The following is a 15,192-nucleotide window of genomic DNA, read 5'->3' as shown; positions in this document are numbered from 1 at the left end:
TGGCTGTGCATGCTCAGACGCCAATTCCGTATTTGCGCAAGCGGATTGCAATAGCGGAGTGTGAGGTCAGCAGCCGCTGCGCCAGCTTGCGGCTGGACGGATACTGGGGAAACAGACGCTGCAGCAAGCCCCGCTCAAAGCCCGCGACAGCATCGTCCAGACTCTCGACCTCATCATCGGCCAGCCCCGCCCCGTCAGCCGTGGCAGAACCGGCCAACTCCAGGTCGGCCGTGTCAATAACCGGCGCCCCACTCAACGTCACCGCGCGAAAGATGACGTTTTGCAATTGGCGCACGTTGCCAAGCCACAGGTTGGCCAGTAGTGCGGTGCCTGCGGCCTTGCTCAGGCGGACGCGCGACCGCCCGGTCTGTGCGCAGGCACGCTCCAGGAACACCTGTGCCAGCGGCAAAATGTCTTCGGTGCGTTCGCGCAACGGCGGCAGGTTGAGGTGCAGCACATCGAGGCGAAACAGCAGGTCCTGACGGAAACTGCCACTGCTCACCATGTCCTCCAGCGCTCTGTGGGTGGCGCTGATGATGCGCACATCGGCTTTTTGTTCGCGCTCCCCGCCGACGCGGCGAAAGCTGCCATCGTTCAGAAAGCGCAACAGCTTGGCTTGCAAGTAGGGCGACATCTCGCCCACTTCATCCAAAAACAGGGTGCCGCCGTCGGTCAACTCCAGTAGGCCAGGTCGGCCGCCGCGCAGTGCACCGGTAAAGGCGCCAGGGGCGTAGCCAAACAGCTCACTCTCGGCCAGACTCTCGGGCAACGCGGCGCAGTTAAGCGCAAAAAACGGCTGGTCCCGGCGTCTGCTGCCGGCATGGCAGGCATGTGCCACCAGTTCTTTACCGGTGCCGGTTTCACCGCGGATCAAGAGCGGCGCGTCCACCTGCGCCATGCGCGCAGCGCGTTGTTTGAGCTGGCGGATGGCGGGCGATTGACCCAGAATGGTCTCGAAACCACCAGCGCTGTAATTCTGCAGAGCGCTTAGGCGCTCGCCAATACGGTGCGGCGCATGCAGTGTGAGCACAGCGCCGACCACTGTGCCACTGGGCTCTTGCAGCGCCACGGTTTCAAACAGATAACGCTCGCCACCAATCTGCACTTCGCTCACAGGCAAACGGTAACCCTGGCCGATCAAGGCCTGCGCCAACTGCGCATCGCCGGTCAGTGCCTGCAGCGACATGCCCACCAACTGGGGCTCGGGCACGCCGCTGGCATTCACGGCGGCCGCATTGGCCACCATCACCACGCCACGTCCGTCCACCGCCAGCACCGGGTCAGCCTGCGAGGCCAGCAGTGCATCCAGGTACAGCCGCCGTCGGGCACCGGGCAGCATGTCGAGTTCGTCGACCGACTGCACGCCGTCAACTTTGAACAGCTCGTTGCGCAACGCAGCAAGGTCCAGCGCACTCAGTGCCGGGGCCTCCAGGTAAACATGGGGCGGATCGACCTCGACGGCCGACACGTCCAGCGCACGACGCGCCAGCGTGGCCAGAATCTCTTGGGCAATACCGACCCGGTCAGAAAAATAGACATCAATTCGCATGCCGCATTGTATTGAATTCAATACGTCGTATTAAATTCATGACAGACGAATCAAATACCTGTTTTCATTAAAGTTTTTTGCATAAATCAAGCCAGGCAAAGAACACTGTCACGATTTACATACAGAATCATCCCATCTCGGCCGCATGGAGAAATCACCAAGCTGTTGTTTTAAAAGCATTTTCCAGATTTCTTGAAATGTGGCACGGAGTGTGCAAACACCTGCCAGCAATCAGCCCGTTGATGCTGCGCCTTCGCGTTGCACCGGGTCAATTTGGAGCAGGAATATGCGCGTACTCATTCTCGGCAGTGGTGTCATCGGCACCACCATGGCGTATTACCTGGCGCGTGCCGGCCACGAGGTGGAAGTGGTTGACCGTCAGCCCGGACCTGGCCTGGAAACCAGTTACGCCAATGCGGGCGAGGTCTCGCCAGGCTACTCAGCACCCTGGGCTGGCCCAGGTGTGCCGCTGAAAGCCATCCAGTGGATGCTGATGCACCACAGCCCGCTGGTGATCAAGCCCATGCTTGACCCCGCCATGTGGCGTTGGGGCATGTCCATGCTGCGCAACTGCACCGAGGCCCGCTACCGCGTCAACAAGGGGCGCATGGTGCGCCTGGCCGAGTACAGCCGTGATTGCCTGAAGGAACTTCGGGCCGAGATCGGCATCCAGTACGACGACCGCGATCAAGGCACGCTGCAGCTGTTTCGCACCCAAAAGCAGCTCGATGGCACCGCCAAGGACATCGAGATTCTGAAACAGTACAACGTGCCCTACCAGTTGCTGGACCGCACCGGCTACCTGAAATACGAGCCCGCGCTAGCCGGGGTGCAAGACAAGTTTGTCGGTGCCTTGCGCCTGCCCGGTGACGAGACCGGTGACTGCTTCAAGTTCACCAACACGCTGGCCGAACGGGCCAAAGCCCTGGGCGTGACCTTCCGTTTCAACGTCGACATTCAGGGCGTGGAGCGCAGCAGTGATCGCATCACCGGCGTGCGCACCGATGCGGGCGTGCTGACGGCCGACCGCTATGTGCTGGCGCTGGGCAGCTACTCCACCCAGATGCTGGCCCCGCTGGGTATTCGCATCCCGGTGTACCCGGTCAAGGGCTTCTCGATCACGGTGCCAATCACCGATGCGGCCAAAGCCCCGGAGTCCACCATCATGGACGAAACCCATAAAGTGGCTGTGACGCGACTGGGCGACCGCATTCGCGTCGGCGGCACAGCGCAGCTCTCGGGCTTTGACCTGAACCTTGACGTAGGCCGCAGGCGTACGCTTGAATTCGTCGTCACAGACCTGTTCCCACAAGGCGGTGACGTGAGTCAAGCCGAGTTCTGGACCGGCTTGCGCCCGATGACCCCTGACGGTACGCCCATTCTGGGCGAAACGCCTCTTGAGAACCTGTTCTTGAGCACCGGTCACGGCACACTGGGCTGGACCATGGCCGCCGGGACCGGGCGCGTGATGGCCGACCTGATCAGCGGGCGCCAGCCCGAGATCAGCATGGAAGGCCTGACTGTCGCCCGCTACGGTTAAGCCCTCAAAACCCAGCAACCTCCCCCTGCATTTGGCGTCGACACAACCGACGCCGGGCTGCCGCATGTCCACATCAGGACAGGGCATTTTCTCGTCTGAACTTATTACAACTACTGGAGACAATTCATGGAAACCATCACCTCAATCGTCACAACGATCAACGACATCGTGTGGGGGCCACCGATGCTGATCGCTATTTTGGGCACCGGCTTGTTCCTGCAATTGCGCCTGCGCTTCATGCCGATCACCAAGATCGTCGCCGGCTTCGTCATGGTATGGCGCGGACGCAAGGCGGCGCCCGGCGCGCCCGGTGAGATCACGCCCTACGCCGCACTCATGACAGCCCTGGCGGCCACGGTCGGCACTGGCAACATTGCGGGCGTCGCCACCGCCATTGCAGTAGGTGGCCCAGGTGCCATGTTCTGGATGTGGATGACCGCGCTGGTCGGCATGGCGACCAAATACGCCGAAGTGCTGCTGGCCGTTCATTCCCGCGAAACCGATGACCACGGCGAGCAAATTGGGGGCCCGATGTACGCCATCAAAAATGGGCTTGGTCGCCACTGGCGCTGGCTCGCCACCGCCTTTGCGCTGTTCGGTGGCTTGGCCGGTTTTGGGATTGGCAACATGGTGCAGTCCAACAGCATCGCGGGCGCGCTGGAAGCCGGTTTTGGCATCAGCCCCTGGACATCGGGTCGCGTTGTCTGTTTTCGCCTTCACCACCATTCTGGGTTGGGCCTAATACGGCGAGAAATGCTGGGAATACCTGCTGGGCACCTCGGTTGAAGTGCCCTACCGCGTGCTGTGGACGATGTTTGTGCTGGTCGGTGCCGTGACGCATCTTGACTTCGTCTGGCTGGTGTCGGACACACTCAACGCATTCATGGCGCTGCCCAACCTGGTGTCCCTGCTGCTGCTGTCGCCCGTTGTCGTGAAACTGACGAACGCGTATTTTGAGAAGCACCGCGTGCAAACGCTGGCCATGGCCAGTGGCAGCTAAATACAAAGCCGTTCGTCCCCGGAACAACGGTGTAACGTACCGTCGTGCATTCGGGGCCGCCATTTGCCTTAGCCACCACGCTTTGAGAACGTCATCATGAACTCAATCAATCCAACCAATGCGGGTGCCCTGCTGACCATCGACCTGGATGCGATTTGCAGCAACTGGCTGGTCTTGAAGGCCCGCTTGTCCAGCACTGACTGCGCCGCCGTCGTGAAAGCAGACGCCTACGGTCTGGGCGCCCGCCGTGTTGCCCCGGCGCTTTACCGTGTCGGCTGCCGTCACTTCTTTGTGGCCCATCTTGGCGAAGGGATTGACCTGCGCCCGGTGCTGCCGGCAGGCGCTGCCATCTACGTGATGCACGGGCTGCCGCCTGGGGCAGAGGCCGAATGTGCGGCGCATGGCCTGGTACCGGTGCTCAACAGCCTGCAGCAGATCGACGCCTGGCGTGCCATGACCGCTGGCCGCGGACAAAAACTACCGGCCATCGTGCAAGTCGACAGCGGCATGGCACGGCTCGGCCTGTCGGCCCGTGAGTTGCGGCAACTCAGCCACAACCCCTCGGCCTTTGATGGCATTGCCGTGGCCTTCGTGATGAGCCACCTGGCCTGTGCCGATGAGCCTGACCACCCGGCCAACGCGGCGCAACTGGCAAGTTTTGTTGCATCGCGCCGAATGCTGCCAAAGGCACCGGCCACCTTCGCCAATTCATCCGGCATTTTTTTGGGTCCGGCGTTTCACTTTGACCTGGCCCGACCGGGCGCGGCGCTGTATGGCGTAGCACCGGTGCCCGGCCAACCAAACCCGATGCAACCTGTGGTAAGACTGCAGGGCAAGGTGATGCAGACACGCATTGTGGAAGCTGGCGCAGCGGTGGGCTACAGCTTGAGCTGGGTGGCGCCGCGAGCCAGTCGGATCGCCACGGTGTCGGTAGGCTATGCAGATGGCTACCTGCGCAGCCTGGGCGGGCGCGGCTCAGCTTGGCTAGGCAAGGTGGCACTGCCGCTGGTCGGCCGGGTCTCCATGGACACGATCACGATCGATGTCAGTGCGCTGCCTGAAGACGCCACACTGCCCGGTACGCTGATCGACCTGCTGTCACCCCATCACACCGTGGATGACGTGGCCACTTGTGCCGGCACCATTGGCTATGAAATTCTTACCAGCCTGGGCCACCGCTACCAACGGCACTACAAAGATGCGATACCGGTGTGACTTCCAAACAAGCCACTTGATACCATCGCCACGCACCTCAACGACATCTCGGAGCAACAAAAACATGGCTGACATTCAACGCCTTCACATCGGTCCACGCCTCAGCGAAGCCTGCATCCATGCCGGAACCATCTATCTGGCAGGTCAGGTCCCGACCAACACCGCCAATGACATTGAAGGCCAAACCAGTGAAGTGCTTGCCATGGTTGACCAACTGCTGGCCGAATGCGGCAGCAGCAAGCAACACATCCTGATGACACACATATTTTTGACGGACATGAAGGATTACCCCGGAATGAACACGGCATGGGACGGCTGGGTCGCCAAGGGGCACGCACCGCCAAGAGCAACCGTTCAAGCCAGCCTGGCCAACCCGGACTGGCGCATTGAAATCGTCGTCACCGCAGCGGTCATCTAGTTTTCGCACTGGCCTGGCCACCATGCCTTACGCCCACACCATTGGCACCCGTCACTACAGGTTTGACGACTTGCGCACCCTGCTGGCCAAGGCCAGCCCTGAGCGCTCAGGCGACCAACTGGCGGGGGTCGCTGCAGCCAACGCGCAGGAGCGCGTGGCGGCGCAAATGGCGCTGGCAGATGTGCCGCTCAGCACCTTTTTGCATGAAGCCGTGGTGCCGTATGAAGACGACGAGGTCACCCGGCTGATTCTGGACACGCACGATGTGGCAGCCTTTGCGCCAGTGCGCCACCTCACCGTAGGCGACTTTCGCAACTGGCTATTGAGCGATAACGCCACGTCACAAACATTAGCCGCGCTGGCACCCGGCCTGACGCCGGAAATGGTGGCGGCGGTAAGCAAAATTTGCCGGGTGCAAGACTTGATCCTGATCGCCCGCAAATGCCAGGTGGTAACACGCTTTCGCAGCACTATCGGCTTGGCTGGCCGGCTCGCCACACGGCTGCAGCCGAACCACCCGACCGATGACCTGCAAGGCATTGCCGCCAGCTTGCTCGACGGCCTGCTGCTGGGCAGTGGCGACGCGGTGATTGGCATCAACCCGGCCAGCGACAACGTGCCCCAAGTGGTGCGACTGCTGCACCTGCTCGATGAGGCAATCACCCGCTACGGCATTCCAACCCAGTCGTGCGTGTTGACGCATGTGACCAACACCTTGCAGGCCATCGAGCGTGGTGCGCCGGTAGATCTGGTGTTTCAGTCGATTGGTGGCACCGAGGCCACCAACACCGGTTTTGGGCTGAACCTGGCGCTGCTGCAAGAGGCGCGCTCAGCCGCACTGTCCCTGCAACGTGCCACGCTGCTTGATGAACAAGGCCAACGCAGCAGCAACGTGATGTATTTCGAGACCGGCCAAGGCAGTGCACTCAGTGCCGGGGCACACCACGGCTGCGACCAGCAAACCATTGAGGCGCGCGCCTACGCGGTGGCGCGGCATTTCAAGCCGTTGCTGGTCAACACCGTGGTTGGCTTCATTGGCCCTGAGTATTTGTTCAACGGCAAGCAAATCGTCCGCGCCGGGCTGGAAGACCACTTTTGCGGCAAGCTGCTGGGCCTGCCGATGGGCTGTGACGTGTGTTACACCAACCACGCCGAGGCCGATGGCGACGACATGGACGCCCTGATGCTGATGCTGGGCGCCGCGGGTTGCAACTTCATCATGGGTGTGCCGGGCTCAGACGACATCATGCTGAACTACCAAAGCACCTCGTTTCATGACGCTCAGGTGTTGCGCCAAGTGCTGGGGTTGCGCGCCGCGCCCGAGTTCGAGGCCTGGCTGGAGAAGATGGGGCTTGGCACGCCAGCGGGTTCTGGCAGCGGGCAGCAACGCCTGACAGCCCAGTTGCCCAGCGCCTTTTCAGCCTCCATCCAAAGGCTGGGGGCGCCATCCGCATGAGCCATCTGATCACGCCAACACCCTGGGACGCTTTGCGCCAGTTCACTGACGCGCGCATTGCGCTCGGCCGCGCCGGGGTCAGTGTGCCCACCCGTGCGCACTTGGCGTTTCAACTGGCCCATGCACAAGCGCGTGACGCGGTGCATTTGCCACTGGACGCAACCGGTATGGCGGCCAGTCTGCAAATGCTGGGCCTGCCCACACTGATGCTGCACAGCCAGGCGGCGGACCGCGCCACGTATTTGCAGCGGCCCGACCTGGGGCGGCGGCTGAACGCCGCCTCACTGCAAACGCTGGCGCAATGGCAAGCCGCGCCGCGCAACGAAGGCGGCTTACTCCACAGTGCAGGCAGCCCAACCCACCACGCGGCCGATGCAGCGTTTGACCTGGCCTTTGTGGTGGTAGACGGCCTGAGCGCCCTGGCCATCCATCAAAACGCGCTGCCGCTGGTAGCCAACATGCTCAAGCGCTTGCAAAACGACCCCGCCCAAACCTGGCGCATTGCCCCGCTGACGGTGGTAGAGCAGGGCCGCGTGGCCATTGGCGACGAAGTGGGCGAGCAGCTCAACGCGCAATTGGTGGTGATGCTGATTGGCGAGCGCCCGGGCCTGAGTTCGCCCGACAGCATGGGGCTGTACCTGACCTGGTCGCCCCGGGTGGGCAGATCAGATGCGGAGAGAAACTGCATTTCTAACGTGAGAGACGCGGGTTTATCTGTCGAGGCGGCCGCACTAACGCTGCACCGACTGCTGACTCAGGCGCGCATCAAGCAGCTCAGCGGCGTTGGGCTGAAGGACGATGTGGACGACCGTCTGCACCGCAAGGGCATCGTCACCGACGAACTGGCGCAAGGCCTCTAACATCGCCACACCTTACAACACGATGGATGTGCCCATGACCCAGCCAAACCCACCCGGTGATGCGCTCACTAACCCACAGCAACAAGCCCTGCTGGCCGCTGCCCGCAGCGCGCAACTGAAGGCTTACGCGCCGTATTCCCAGTACCAAGTGGGTGCAGCGGTGCTTGACGAACAGGGCCGCATCCACGCCGGCTGCAATGTGGAAAACGCCGCGTATCCCGAGGGCTTGTGCGCCGAAGCCGCGGCCCTGTCGGCCATGGTGCTGGCAGGCAGCACGCGCGCGCTGGCCGTGCTGGTGGTTGGCAACGGTGGCAAAAACAAGAGTGCATGGACCACACCCTGCGGGGGCTGCAGGCAGAAATTGCGTGAATTTGGCGCGCCCACCATGCCCATCCTCGCCGCCAACGACGCAGAACTTGGCCCGCGCTACACCCTGGCGCAGTTGCTGCCCGAAAGTTTTGGGCCAGACCACCTGGGCACCGCATGAGACATCCCGCATCGGCGCTTATCTACCCTTGTGACTGGCAAGGCATCAGACTGAATTTCGGGCAACCCGCATGAACGCCCTTGACACCATCCGCCAGCGCGCCGGTCATTTCCAGCCCCGCGTCGCCGTGGTGCTAGGGTCTGGCTGGGGCGGGTTGACGGAGCACATCACAGATGCCATCCAGATGCCATACAAAGACCTTGAAGGGTTTCCCCAACCCACGGTGGCCGGGCACAACGCCACACTGTGGCTGGGCCACATTGGCGGGCAAGCCGTGGCGGTGATGAGCGGGCGTAAACACGGCTATGAGACCGGCGCGGTGGACGGCATGGCGGAGCCGCTGCGGGTGCTGAAAGGACTGGGCTGCCACACGCTGGTGCAAACCAACGCCGCAGGGAGCTTACGCTTGGACATGCCGCCGCAAAGCCTGATGCTGGTCACCGACCACCTGAACTTGCCGCAGCGTTCGCCGCTGGTAGGGCTTGATGGCAACGCGCGTTTTGTCAACATGGTCAACGCCTATGATTGCAAGCTAAATCAGCTTGCAACCCAAATAGCACAAGCGCAAGGCGCTACTCTTTTTGAAGGGGTGTATGCCTGGTTTCTGGGGCCGCAGTTTGAGACCCCTGCCGAGATCCGCATGGCGCAGCTACTGGGTGCCGATGCCGTGGGCATGAGCACGGTGCCTGAGACCATCATCGCGCGGCACTTGGGGCTGCGGGTGCTGGCGCTCTCAATCATCACCAATTTTGGAGCAGGCATGTCTTCAGAAAATTTGAGCCATGCGCATACCTTGAGCCAAGCGCAGGAAGGCAACGCGACGGCCAGCCGGCTGCTGGCAGACATCATTGCTGCGTTGCCATAAGTTCGGCAGGCTGACCACCGGACGCACCCGTTCAAGCCTGATGGGTGGGCGACGCACGCCAGCGCAGTGGCTGGCTTTGGCGGCCGACGATTTCTGGTACCCCAGTATGAGGAGGCCGCCAAAGACTGCCGCTGCGCCGGTCAAACCCACGAAACCGAGATGCAAAGCCATTCACCAACGTATCATTAAAAGCCATCATGACAAGCCCAAACACCCCAACCACCTGGCCGCATGACCTGCAGCACAGCGCCCGCATCGCCTTGGCCTGCCTGGACCTCACCAGCCTCAATGACATTGACACCGAGGCCGACGTTGCCAAACTTTGCCACCGCGCCCAAAGCCCGTTCGGCCCAGTAGCGGCGGTGTGCGTCTGGCCGCGCCTGGCCGCCTTTGCCCGCGCGCAACTGCCCGCCCACATTGGCGTGGCAGCGGTGGCCAATTTTCCGCATGGCAATGCGGACGTGGCAGCAGCCGTGCAAGACACCCTGCAAATCGTGAAGGCCGGCGCGCAAGATGTGGACGTGGTGCTGCCCTACATGGCCTTGATGGCCGGTGACGAAGCGGCGGTAACCCAACTGCTGGTGGCGGTGCGCCAGATGTGCCTCGGCCTGACGCTCAAAGTGATTCTTGAAACTGGTGAACTCAAAACGCCAGAACTCATTGGGCGCGCCAGCCGGCTTGCCCTGGACAGCGGCGCAGACTTCCTGAAAACCAGCACCGGCAAAACTGCCGTGCACGCCACGCCCGATGCTGCCCGCGTCATGCTGGCCACCATTGCCGCCCACCCCACAGCCATAAGTTATGCAGGTTTTAAGGCTTCAGGCGGCATAAAGACTGCGCAAGAAGCTATTGTTTATGAAGCACTCATGCAGCAGTATCTGGGCGATGCCGCCTTGACACCGAAGCGTTTTCGCATTGGCGCCAGCAGCTTGCTGGGCGACATTGAAACCGTGCTGGAGGGTTGCACCGATGCCAGCCCAACGCAGCTTGGCAGTTACTGAGAAAGTACCCATGCTCGCCCAGGAAATCATCCGCATCAAACGCGACGGCCGCACGCTGGAGCGCACCCACATCGACAGCTTTGTCAAAGGCCTGGTCGACGGCTCGTGGAGCGAAGGCCAGGCTGCGGCACTGGCCATGGCCATGTTTTTGAACGGCATGAGCCGCGATGAAACCGTGGCGCTGACGCAAGCCATGACGCACTCTGGTTTGGTCATGGACTGGTCCGGTGCCAATCTGACCGGGCCGATTCTGGACAAACATTCCACCGGCGGCGTCGGCGACAAGGTGAGCCTGATGCTGACCCCTATCGTGGCGGCCTGCGGTGGCATCGTTCCCATGATTTCGGGCCGCGGCCTGGGCCACACCGGCGGCACGCTCGACAAGCTGGGCAGCATCCCCGGCTACAACGTCACGCCTGATGTGGCCATGCTGCACCGCGCCCTGCAAACGGCGGGTTGCGCCATCATTGGCCAAACCGCAGAGCTGGCCCCGGCCGACCGCCGCCTCTACGCCATTCGCGACGTCACCGCCACGGTCGAATCCGTGCCACTCATCACCGCCAGCATCCTGTCCAAAAAACTCGCTGCCGGGTTGCAAGGCCTGGTGATGGACGTGAAAGTGGGCAACGGCGCGTTTGCCGATTCACCGGACATGGCGACCACGCTGGCCGAGTCGCTGGTGCAAGTGGCCAACGGTGCTGGCCTGCCCACGCGCGCCTGGCTCACCGACATGAACCAGGTGCTGGGCAGCACCGCTGGCAACGCGCTGGAAGTGATCGAGGCGGTTGACTTTTTGAAAAACAAGCACCTCGATGTACGCCTGAAAGAAGTCACCCTGCGCCTGAGCGCCGAGCTGCTGCTGATGGGTGGCCTGGCCACAACGGAAACCGACGCACTGCAAAAAGTAGAACAAGTTTTGACCAGTGGACGAGGGCTAGCACAGTTTGCCCGCATGGTGACGGCACTGGGTGGCCCGGCGGATTTTGTCGATCGACCCGGCCACTACTTGCCACAAGCCCCGGTGCAGCTCACCGTGCCAGCGCCGCGCAGCGGCTGGGTCAGCGGCATGGCCACGCGTGACATTGGCCTGGCGGTGGTGGCGCTTGGCGGTGGCAGGCGCCAAGCCAGCGACGCGGTCGATGCACGCGTGGGCTTCACGCAATTCGTCCAAATTGGCCAGGCCGTGCAGGCGGGCGATGTGCTGGCCGTGGTGCATGCGGCTGACGCTGCCAGAGCCGAGCGCGCCCGGCTCACGCTGCTGGCGAGCATTCAGCTCAGCGAGCAGCCAGTGGCACCAGCACCTGTGCTGCTGCGGCGCATCGCGCAAAATTTATAACAAATCAGGCTGTAGCCCTTATAAATAAAGCGCAAGTAGCCATTTAATACATAGCAATTAGTGCATGAACTTGCCATCGCGTCCGATGATGGTCAAGTCGGTAAAGGTGGAACCCTGGTGGTTTTTGGCGCTGTAATTCACCACGAAACCGCCCAGGTTCACGTCGCGCATGCTCTCCAGACCGGCAATCAGCGCGTCACGCGTCAGGGCTTTGCCGGCCCGGCGCAGGCCTTCGGTGAGTACGCGCGCGGTCAAGTAACCCTCCAGACTAGAGAAATCAAAGTCTTTCTGACCCGCTGCCAGCATGTGCTGCTGGTACTCGCGCACCACTGCCACCTTGGCGGCGTATGGGAACGGCACCACCTGCGAAATCACCACCCCCTGGCCCACTTCGCCCAGCTCTTGCGCCAGCGCCGCTGAGCCGACAAAGCTCACGTTAAAAAACTGCCCGCCATAGCCTTTGCCACGCGCCAGCTTGATGAAGGCGGCACAGCTTTTGTAGGCACTGATTTGCACCACGGCTTCGGGCTCGGCCTTCAGGATGCTGGCCAAGGCCTGCGCCGTGTCCACGCTGTTGCGCTCCACCGTGCCGATGGCGACGGGCTTGAGCTGACGTTTGGTCAGCGCACGCTCCACACCCTCCAGACCGGCTTTGCCGTAGGAGTCGTTTTGGTAGAACACGGCGATTTTTTTGATGCCTAACGTGGTCAGGTGCTGCACGATGCGCTCGGTTTCATCAAAATAACTGGCTCGCACATGAAACACCTGCCGGTTAAACGGCTCACGCAGCGCCTGCGCACCGGTGAACATGCCCACCAGCGGCACCTGTTGCTCGGTCACGATCGGCAAGGCGGCCAACCCGGTGGGGGTGCCCACGGCACCGGCCAGGGCAAACACCTTGTCCTCTTGAATCAGCGCCTTGACTGCGGCCGCGGCTTTGTCGGGCTCATAACCATCGTCACGAGTGACCAGCTTGAGGCTGCGCCCGTTGATGCCGCCCAGCGCGTTCACCGCAGAAAAATAGGTCAACATGCCCACCTGCATGCGCTGCCCGAGTTGTGCGGCCGGCCCGGTCATGGCGGCAAACTGGCCGATCAGGATTTCTTTGTCGGTCACCCCGGTCTCAGCCATGGCCAGCGGGCTGCAAAAGGCCAGGGCAAGAGCCAGGAGTTTGTGAAGAATGCGCATAGTGTGGTCTGTGGGTTAGTAAAAACAGCAGGCCGCAATGCTACCGCCGCGATGTGGCTAAGGCGGCATCTTGCATCAGGGCGTAACACGATGCCGTTCCTGGCGTGCAGCCAAGGTGCGCGCCGTTTTGGCCGGTGCTGGCGCAACCCTTGGCAGCAGGCCTTGCAAGGCGCTGGGGTTGGCGCGAGCGCCACTGGTGGTGTAGTCGGCCAGCAGGGCCTGGCGCACCGCATCTGCCGGCAGGCTTTGGCTGAGGTAGTCAAACAAGGCGTCCACCAGCAGCTCAGGCGTCAGCCGGTGGGTGGCTTCGGAGCGCGCCCACAGCCAGTCTGCAAACGCCCAAAAACGCCAGAACGGTGAATCCGATGGCGCGACCAGGGTGCGCCCAACACTCTGCACAGCCTTGTCGGATGCTGTGTGCAACAGCAATGCCAGCGTTTGCGCAAATCGGCCCGAATTCGCCAGCACATCCCAGTAACGGGCAAACCTGGCAAAGCGTTGCAGGGTGGCGGCATCGACCACGCCGGTTTGCTGCACGGTGTAGGGTGGCTGCGTGTCATACACCATGCCATGCGTCTGGGTGTGGCGGGTGATTGGCGTGCCGCGCAGGCGCTTCAAAATGCCGAGCTGAATCTCATGCGGGCCAACGCCCAACAGGCGGTCAAAGCCCTCGGCAAAACTATGCAGGGTTTCGCCGGGCAGGCCAAAGATCAAATCGGCGTGGATGTGCGCGTGGGTGTGGGCCAGCAGCCAGCGCAGGTTGGCCTCGGTGGCGGCGTTGTCTTGGCGCCGCGAGATGGTGTGCTGCACCACCTCGTTAAAACTCTGCACGCCCACTTCAAGCTGCAACACACCCGGCGGAAATTGCGCCAGCAGCAGCTTCAGACGGTCTGGCAAGTGGTCTGGGATGACTTCAAAGTGCAAGAAAAGCTGCTCATTGGCGTGCGCACCGGGCGCTGGCAAGCGGTCCAGAAAAAACTGCAGGATGCGCACCGAATGCTCGACCTTCAGGTTGAAGGTGCGGTCGACAAACTTGAAGGTGCGCGCGCCACGCTGGTACAAGCCGTCCAGCGCCGTCAGCACGCGGCCCAATTCAAAGCCCCAGGCGGTTTTGTCAAGCGAGCTCAGGCAAAACTCGCACTTGAACGGGCAACCGCGCGACGCCTCCACGTAGAGCAGGCGGTGCGCCAGATCGGCATCGCTGTACTCGGCATACGGCAGCGCCAGGTGCTCAAGCGCGGGCTGCTCGCCAGGGATGATTTTCATGAGCGGCTGGGGGCCGTCCAGCAGCGCACGACACAGCTTGGCAAAACTCACATCGCCCCAACCAGTGATGACATGGTCGGCCAGCGCGGTGATGGGCTGCTGGTCGACCTCGTGGCTGACCTCCGGCCCACCCAGCACGATCTTGACCGCTGGCCGCGCCGCTTTGAGCAGGCGCAGCACCTCACAGGTTTGTGTCACGTTCCAGATGTACACACCAAAACCGACGATCTGCACGGCACCGCCCGCGTCGCCCAGCAGGTCCGCCACCACGTCAGCCGGCGCGCGGTTGATGGTGTATTCGCGCAGCACGGTCTGTGCACGCAAGCCCGCGCCACCATGCAAGTCCAGGTTGGCCAGCAGACAACGCAGGCCAAGCGAGGCGTGGATGTAACGGGCGTTCAGCGTGGCCAGGACAATGCGGGGGGCGGAACAATATTTATCAGTCATTTAGGCCTCTAGCCCTTGTAATTCATTCGCATATAGCTATAACGTTAGTAGTAATTTCGTGACAAATTCAAGTCTGGCGTGCCACTGACCGATTGTGCAACCACATCAGCGTCATGGGTCAGAGCGCCACGGTGGCAATCTCCATCCACACCACACCGGGTTGTTTCTCAAAGGTGATGCGCTGGCCGTCCAGCCGATAAATGAGTTGGCAGTGGTGGCGCGGGTTGGACAACACGGCTGCGTTCAAAACCGCATAGTTGGCGCCCGGCGCATGGCGCACCGATGCCGTCACCAGCGCGGAATCACAAGCCACCTCATGCAGCTTGCGCTCGAACACCTGGCCCCGTCACCGCCCGTCTCGCAGCCACCAACGCAACCCACTGCCTCACGTCTTGAGCAGATCAACAATCGATGAATCGCAATTTATTCATAAAAATTGCTAAATATTGTCTTAGTTGGCAATAGTCTGTCTTTAAAGACGAATTAACAGACAAAAACGCAATCATTCACCCCACCTTCAGGCCTACGATAGCCCTCACTGTCCGTTATTGCTTCTTGAGGAAT

At 61.8% G+C, this 15,192-nt stretch carries 13 protein-coding genes and 1 pseudogene; 10 read left to right on the top strand and 4 right to left on the bottom strand.

From position 1 onward, the window contains the following. Nucleotides 1-13: 13 nt before the first annotated feature. Entirely contained in the window at nt 14-1,549 is a 1,536-nt protein-coding gene (locus PHQ58_RS08965) for a sigma 54-interacting transcriptional regulator (RefSeq protein ID WP_300110023.1), read from the bottom strand. A 286-nt stretch (nt 1,550-1,835) separates the two neighbouring features. On the opposite strand from PHQ58_RS08965, the gene PHQ58_RS08960 reads away from it, so the two are divergent. The 10 genes and pseudogenes from PHQ58_RS08960 to deoA all read left to right on the top strand — a co-directional run bounded on the left by PHQ58_RS08960 (nt 1,836) and on the right by deoA (nt 11,727). Next, entirely contained in the window at nt 1,836-3,089 is a 1,254-nt protein-coding gene (locus PHQ58_RS08960; protein ID WP_300110020.1) for a D-amino acid dehydrogenase, read from the top strand. Nucleotides 3,090-3,215: 126 nt separating this feature from the next. Further along, nucleotides 3,216-4,089, top strand: a pseudogene (locus PHQ58_RS08955) (alanine:cation symporter family protein). A 96-nt stretch (nt 4,090-4,185) separates the two neighbouring features. Further along, on the top strand, nt 4,186-5,304 hold the full coding sequence (gene alr, locus PHQ58_RS08950) for an alanine racemase (RefSeq protein ID WP_300110017.1): 1,119 nt from the start codon (nt 4,186-4,188) through the stop codon (nt 5,302-5,304). A gap of 64 nt (nt 5,305-5,368) precedes the next feature. Then, on the top strand, nt 5,369-5,722 hold the full coding sequence (locus PHQ58_RS08945; RefSeq protein ID WP_300110014.1) for a RidA family protein: 354 nt from the start codon (nt 5,369-5,371) through the stop codon (nt 5,720-5,722). A gap of 22 nt (nt 5,723-5,744) precedes the next feature. Beyond that, entirely contained in the window at nt 5,745-7,178 is a 1,434-nt protein-coding gene (locus tag PHQ58_RS08940; RefSeq protein ID WP_300110011.1) for an ethanolamine ammonia-lyase subunit EutB, read from the top strand. After that, nucleotides 7,175-8,038 (top strand): ethanolamine ammonia-lyase subunit EutC, encoded by an 864-nt coding sequence (eutC, locus tag PHQ58_RS08935; protein WP_300110008.1) that lies wholly within the window; start codon nt 7,175-7,177, stop codon nt 8,036-8,038. The genes PHQ58_RS08940 and eutC overlap by 4 nt, the downstream gene beginning before the upstream one ends. 34 nt (nt 8,039-8,072) lie before the next feature. After that, nucleotides 8,073-8,525, top strand: coding sequence for a cytidine deaminase (gene cdd, locus PHQ58_RS08930; RefSeq protein ID WP_300110005.1), 453 nt, complete (start codon nt 8,073-8,075; stop codon nt 8,523-8,525). A gap of 70 nt (nt 8,526-8,595) precedes the next feature. Next, nucleotides 8,596-9,390, top strand: coding sequence for a purine-nucleoside phosphorylase (locus tag PHQ58_RS08925; RefSeq protein ID WP_300110002.1), 795 nt, complete (start codon nt 8,596-8,598; stop codon nt 9,388-9,390). Nucleotides 9,391-9,587: 197 nt separating this feature from the next. Then, complete coding sequence (gene deoC / locus PHQ58_RS08920; RefSeq protein ID WP_300109999.1) at nt 9,588-10,391, top strand: deoxyribose-phosphate aldolase; 804 nt, start codon at nt 9,588-9,590, stop codon at nt 10,389-10,391. Then, nucleotides 10,360-11,727: a thymidine phosphorylase gene (gene deoA, locus PHQ58_RS08915; RefSeq protein WP_300109996.1), complete on the top strand. Its 1,368-nt coding sequence runs from the start codon at nt 10,360-10,362 to the stop codon at nt 11,725-11,727. Before deoC ends, deoA begins: the two co-directional genes overlap by 32 nt. A 57-nt stretch (nt 11,728-11,784) precedes the next feature. On the opposite strand, the gene PHQ58_RS08910 is transcribed toward deoA, so the two are convergent. The 3 genes from PHQ58_RS08910 to PHQ58_RS08900 all read right to left on the bottom strand — a co-directional run bounded on the left by PHQ58_RS08910 (nt 11,785) and on the right by PHQ58_RS08900 (nt 14,965). Continuing rightward, the gene (locus PHQ58_RS08910) at nt 11,785-12,915 is read right to left on the bottom strand and encodes an ABC transporter substrate-binding protein (RefSeq protein ID WP_300109994.1); all 1,131 of its coding nucleotides are present in this window, start codon (nt 12,913-12,915) and stop codon (nt 11,785-11,787) included. A 75-nt stretch (nt 12,916-12,990) separates the two neighbouring features. After that, nucleotides 12,991-14,628: a B12-binding domain-containing radical SAM protein gene (locus PHQ58_RS08905; protein ID WP_300109992.1), complete on the bottom strand. Its 1,638-nt coding sequence runs from the start codon at nt 14,626-14,628 to the stop codon at nt 12,991-12,993. A gap of 118 nt (nt 14,629-14,746) precedes the next feature. After that, nucleotides 14,747-14,965 carry a hypothetical protein gene (locus PHQ58_RS08900; RefSeq protein WP_300109990.1) on the bottom strand — a complete coding sequence of 73 codons (219 nt, stop codon included), beginning with the start codon at nt 14,963-14,965 and terminating at the stop codon, nt 14,747-14,749. Nucleotides 14,966-15,192: the final 227 nt, after the last annotated feature.

The organism is Rhodoferax sp., from assembly GCF_028688795.1.
Classification (GTDB): Bacteria; Pseudomonadota; Gammaproteobacteria; order Burkholderiales; family Burkholderiaceae_C; genus Rhodoferax.
The sequence above is the reverse complement of the archived record's forward strand: the minus strand, read 5'-3'. Positions and strand labels throughout refer to the sequence as shown.

What these genes read in the sequence shown, in the direction of transcription:
- eutC (WP_300110008.1), top strand. Translation starts at nt 7,175, where the DNA reads ATGAGCCATCTGATCACGCCAACACCCTGGGACGCTTTGCGCCAGTTC.
- PHQ58_RS08905 (WP_300109992.1), bottom strand. Translation starts at nt 14,628, where the DNA reads ATGACTGATAAATATTGTTCCGCCCCCCGCATTGTCCTGGCCACGCTG.
- deoA (WP_300109996.1), top strand. Translation starts at nt 10,360, where the DNA reads ATGCCAGCCCAACGCAGCTTGGCAGTTACTGAGAAAGTACCCATGCTC.
- PHQ58_RS08965 (WP_300110023.1), bottom strand. Translation starts at nt 1,549, where the DNA reads ATGCGAATTGATGTCTATTTTTCTGACCGGGTCGGTATTGCCCAAGAG.
- PHQ58_RS08940 (WP_300110011.1), top strand. Translation starts at nt 5,745, where the DNA reads ATGCCTTACGCCCACACCATTGGCACCCGTCACTACAGGTTTGACGAC.
- deoC (WP_300109999.1), top strand. Translation starts at nt 9,588, where the DNA reads ATGACAAGCCCAAACACCCCAACCACCTGGCCGCATGACCTGCAGCAC.
- PHQ58_RS08945 (WP_300110014.1), top strand. Translation starts at nt 5,369, where the DNA reads ATGGCTGACATTCAACGCCTTCACATCGGTCCACGCCTCAGCGAAGCC.
- cdd (WP_300110005.1), top strand. Translation starts at nt 8,073, where the DNA reads ATGACCCAGCCAAACCCACCCGGTGATGCGCTCACTAACCCACAGCAA.
- PHQ58_RS08910 (WP_300109994.1), bottom strand. Translation starts at nt 12,915, where the DNA reads ATGCGCATTCTTCACAAACTCCTGGCTCTTGCCCTGGCCTTTTGCAGC.
- PHQ58_RS08925 (WP_300110002.1), top strand. Translation starts at nt 8,596, where the DNA reads ATGAACGCCCTTGACACCATCCGCCAGCGCGCCGGTCATTTCCAGCCC.
- alr (WP_300110017.1), top strand. Translation starts at nt 4,186, where the DNA reads ATGAACTCAATCAATCCAACCAATGCGGGTGCCCTGCTGACCATCGAC.
- PHQ58_RS08960 (WP_300110020.1), top strand. Translation starts at nt 1,836, where the DNA reads ATGCGCGTACTCATTCTCGGCAGTGGTGTCATCGGCACCACCATGGCG.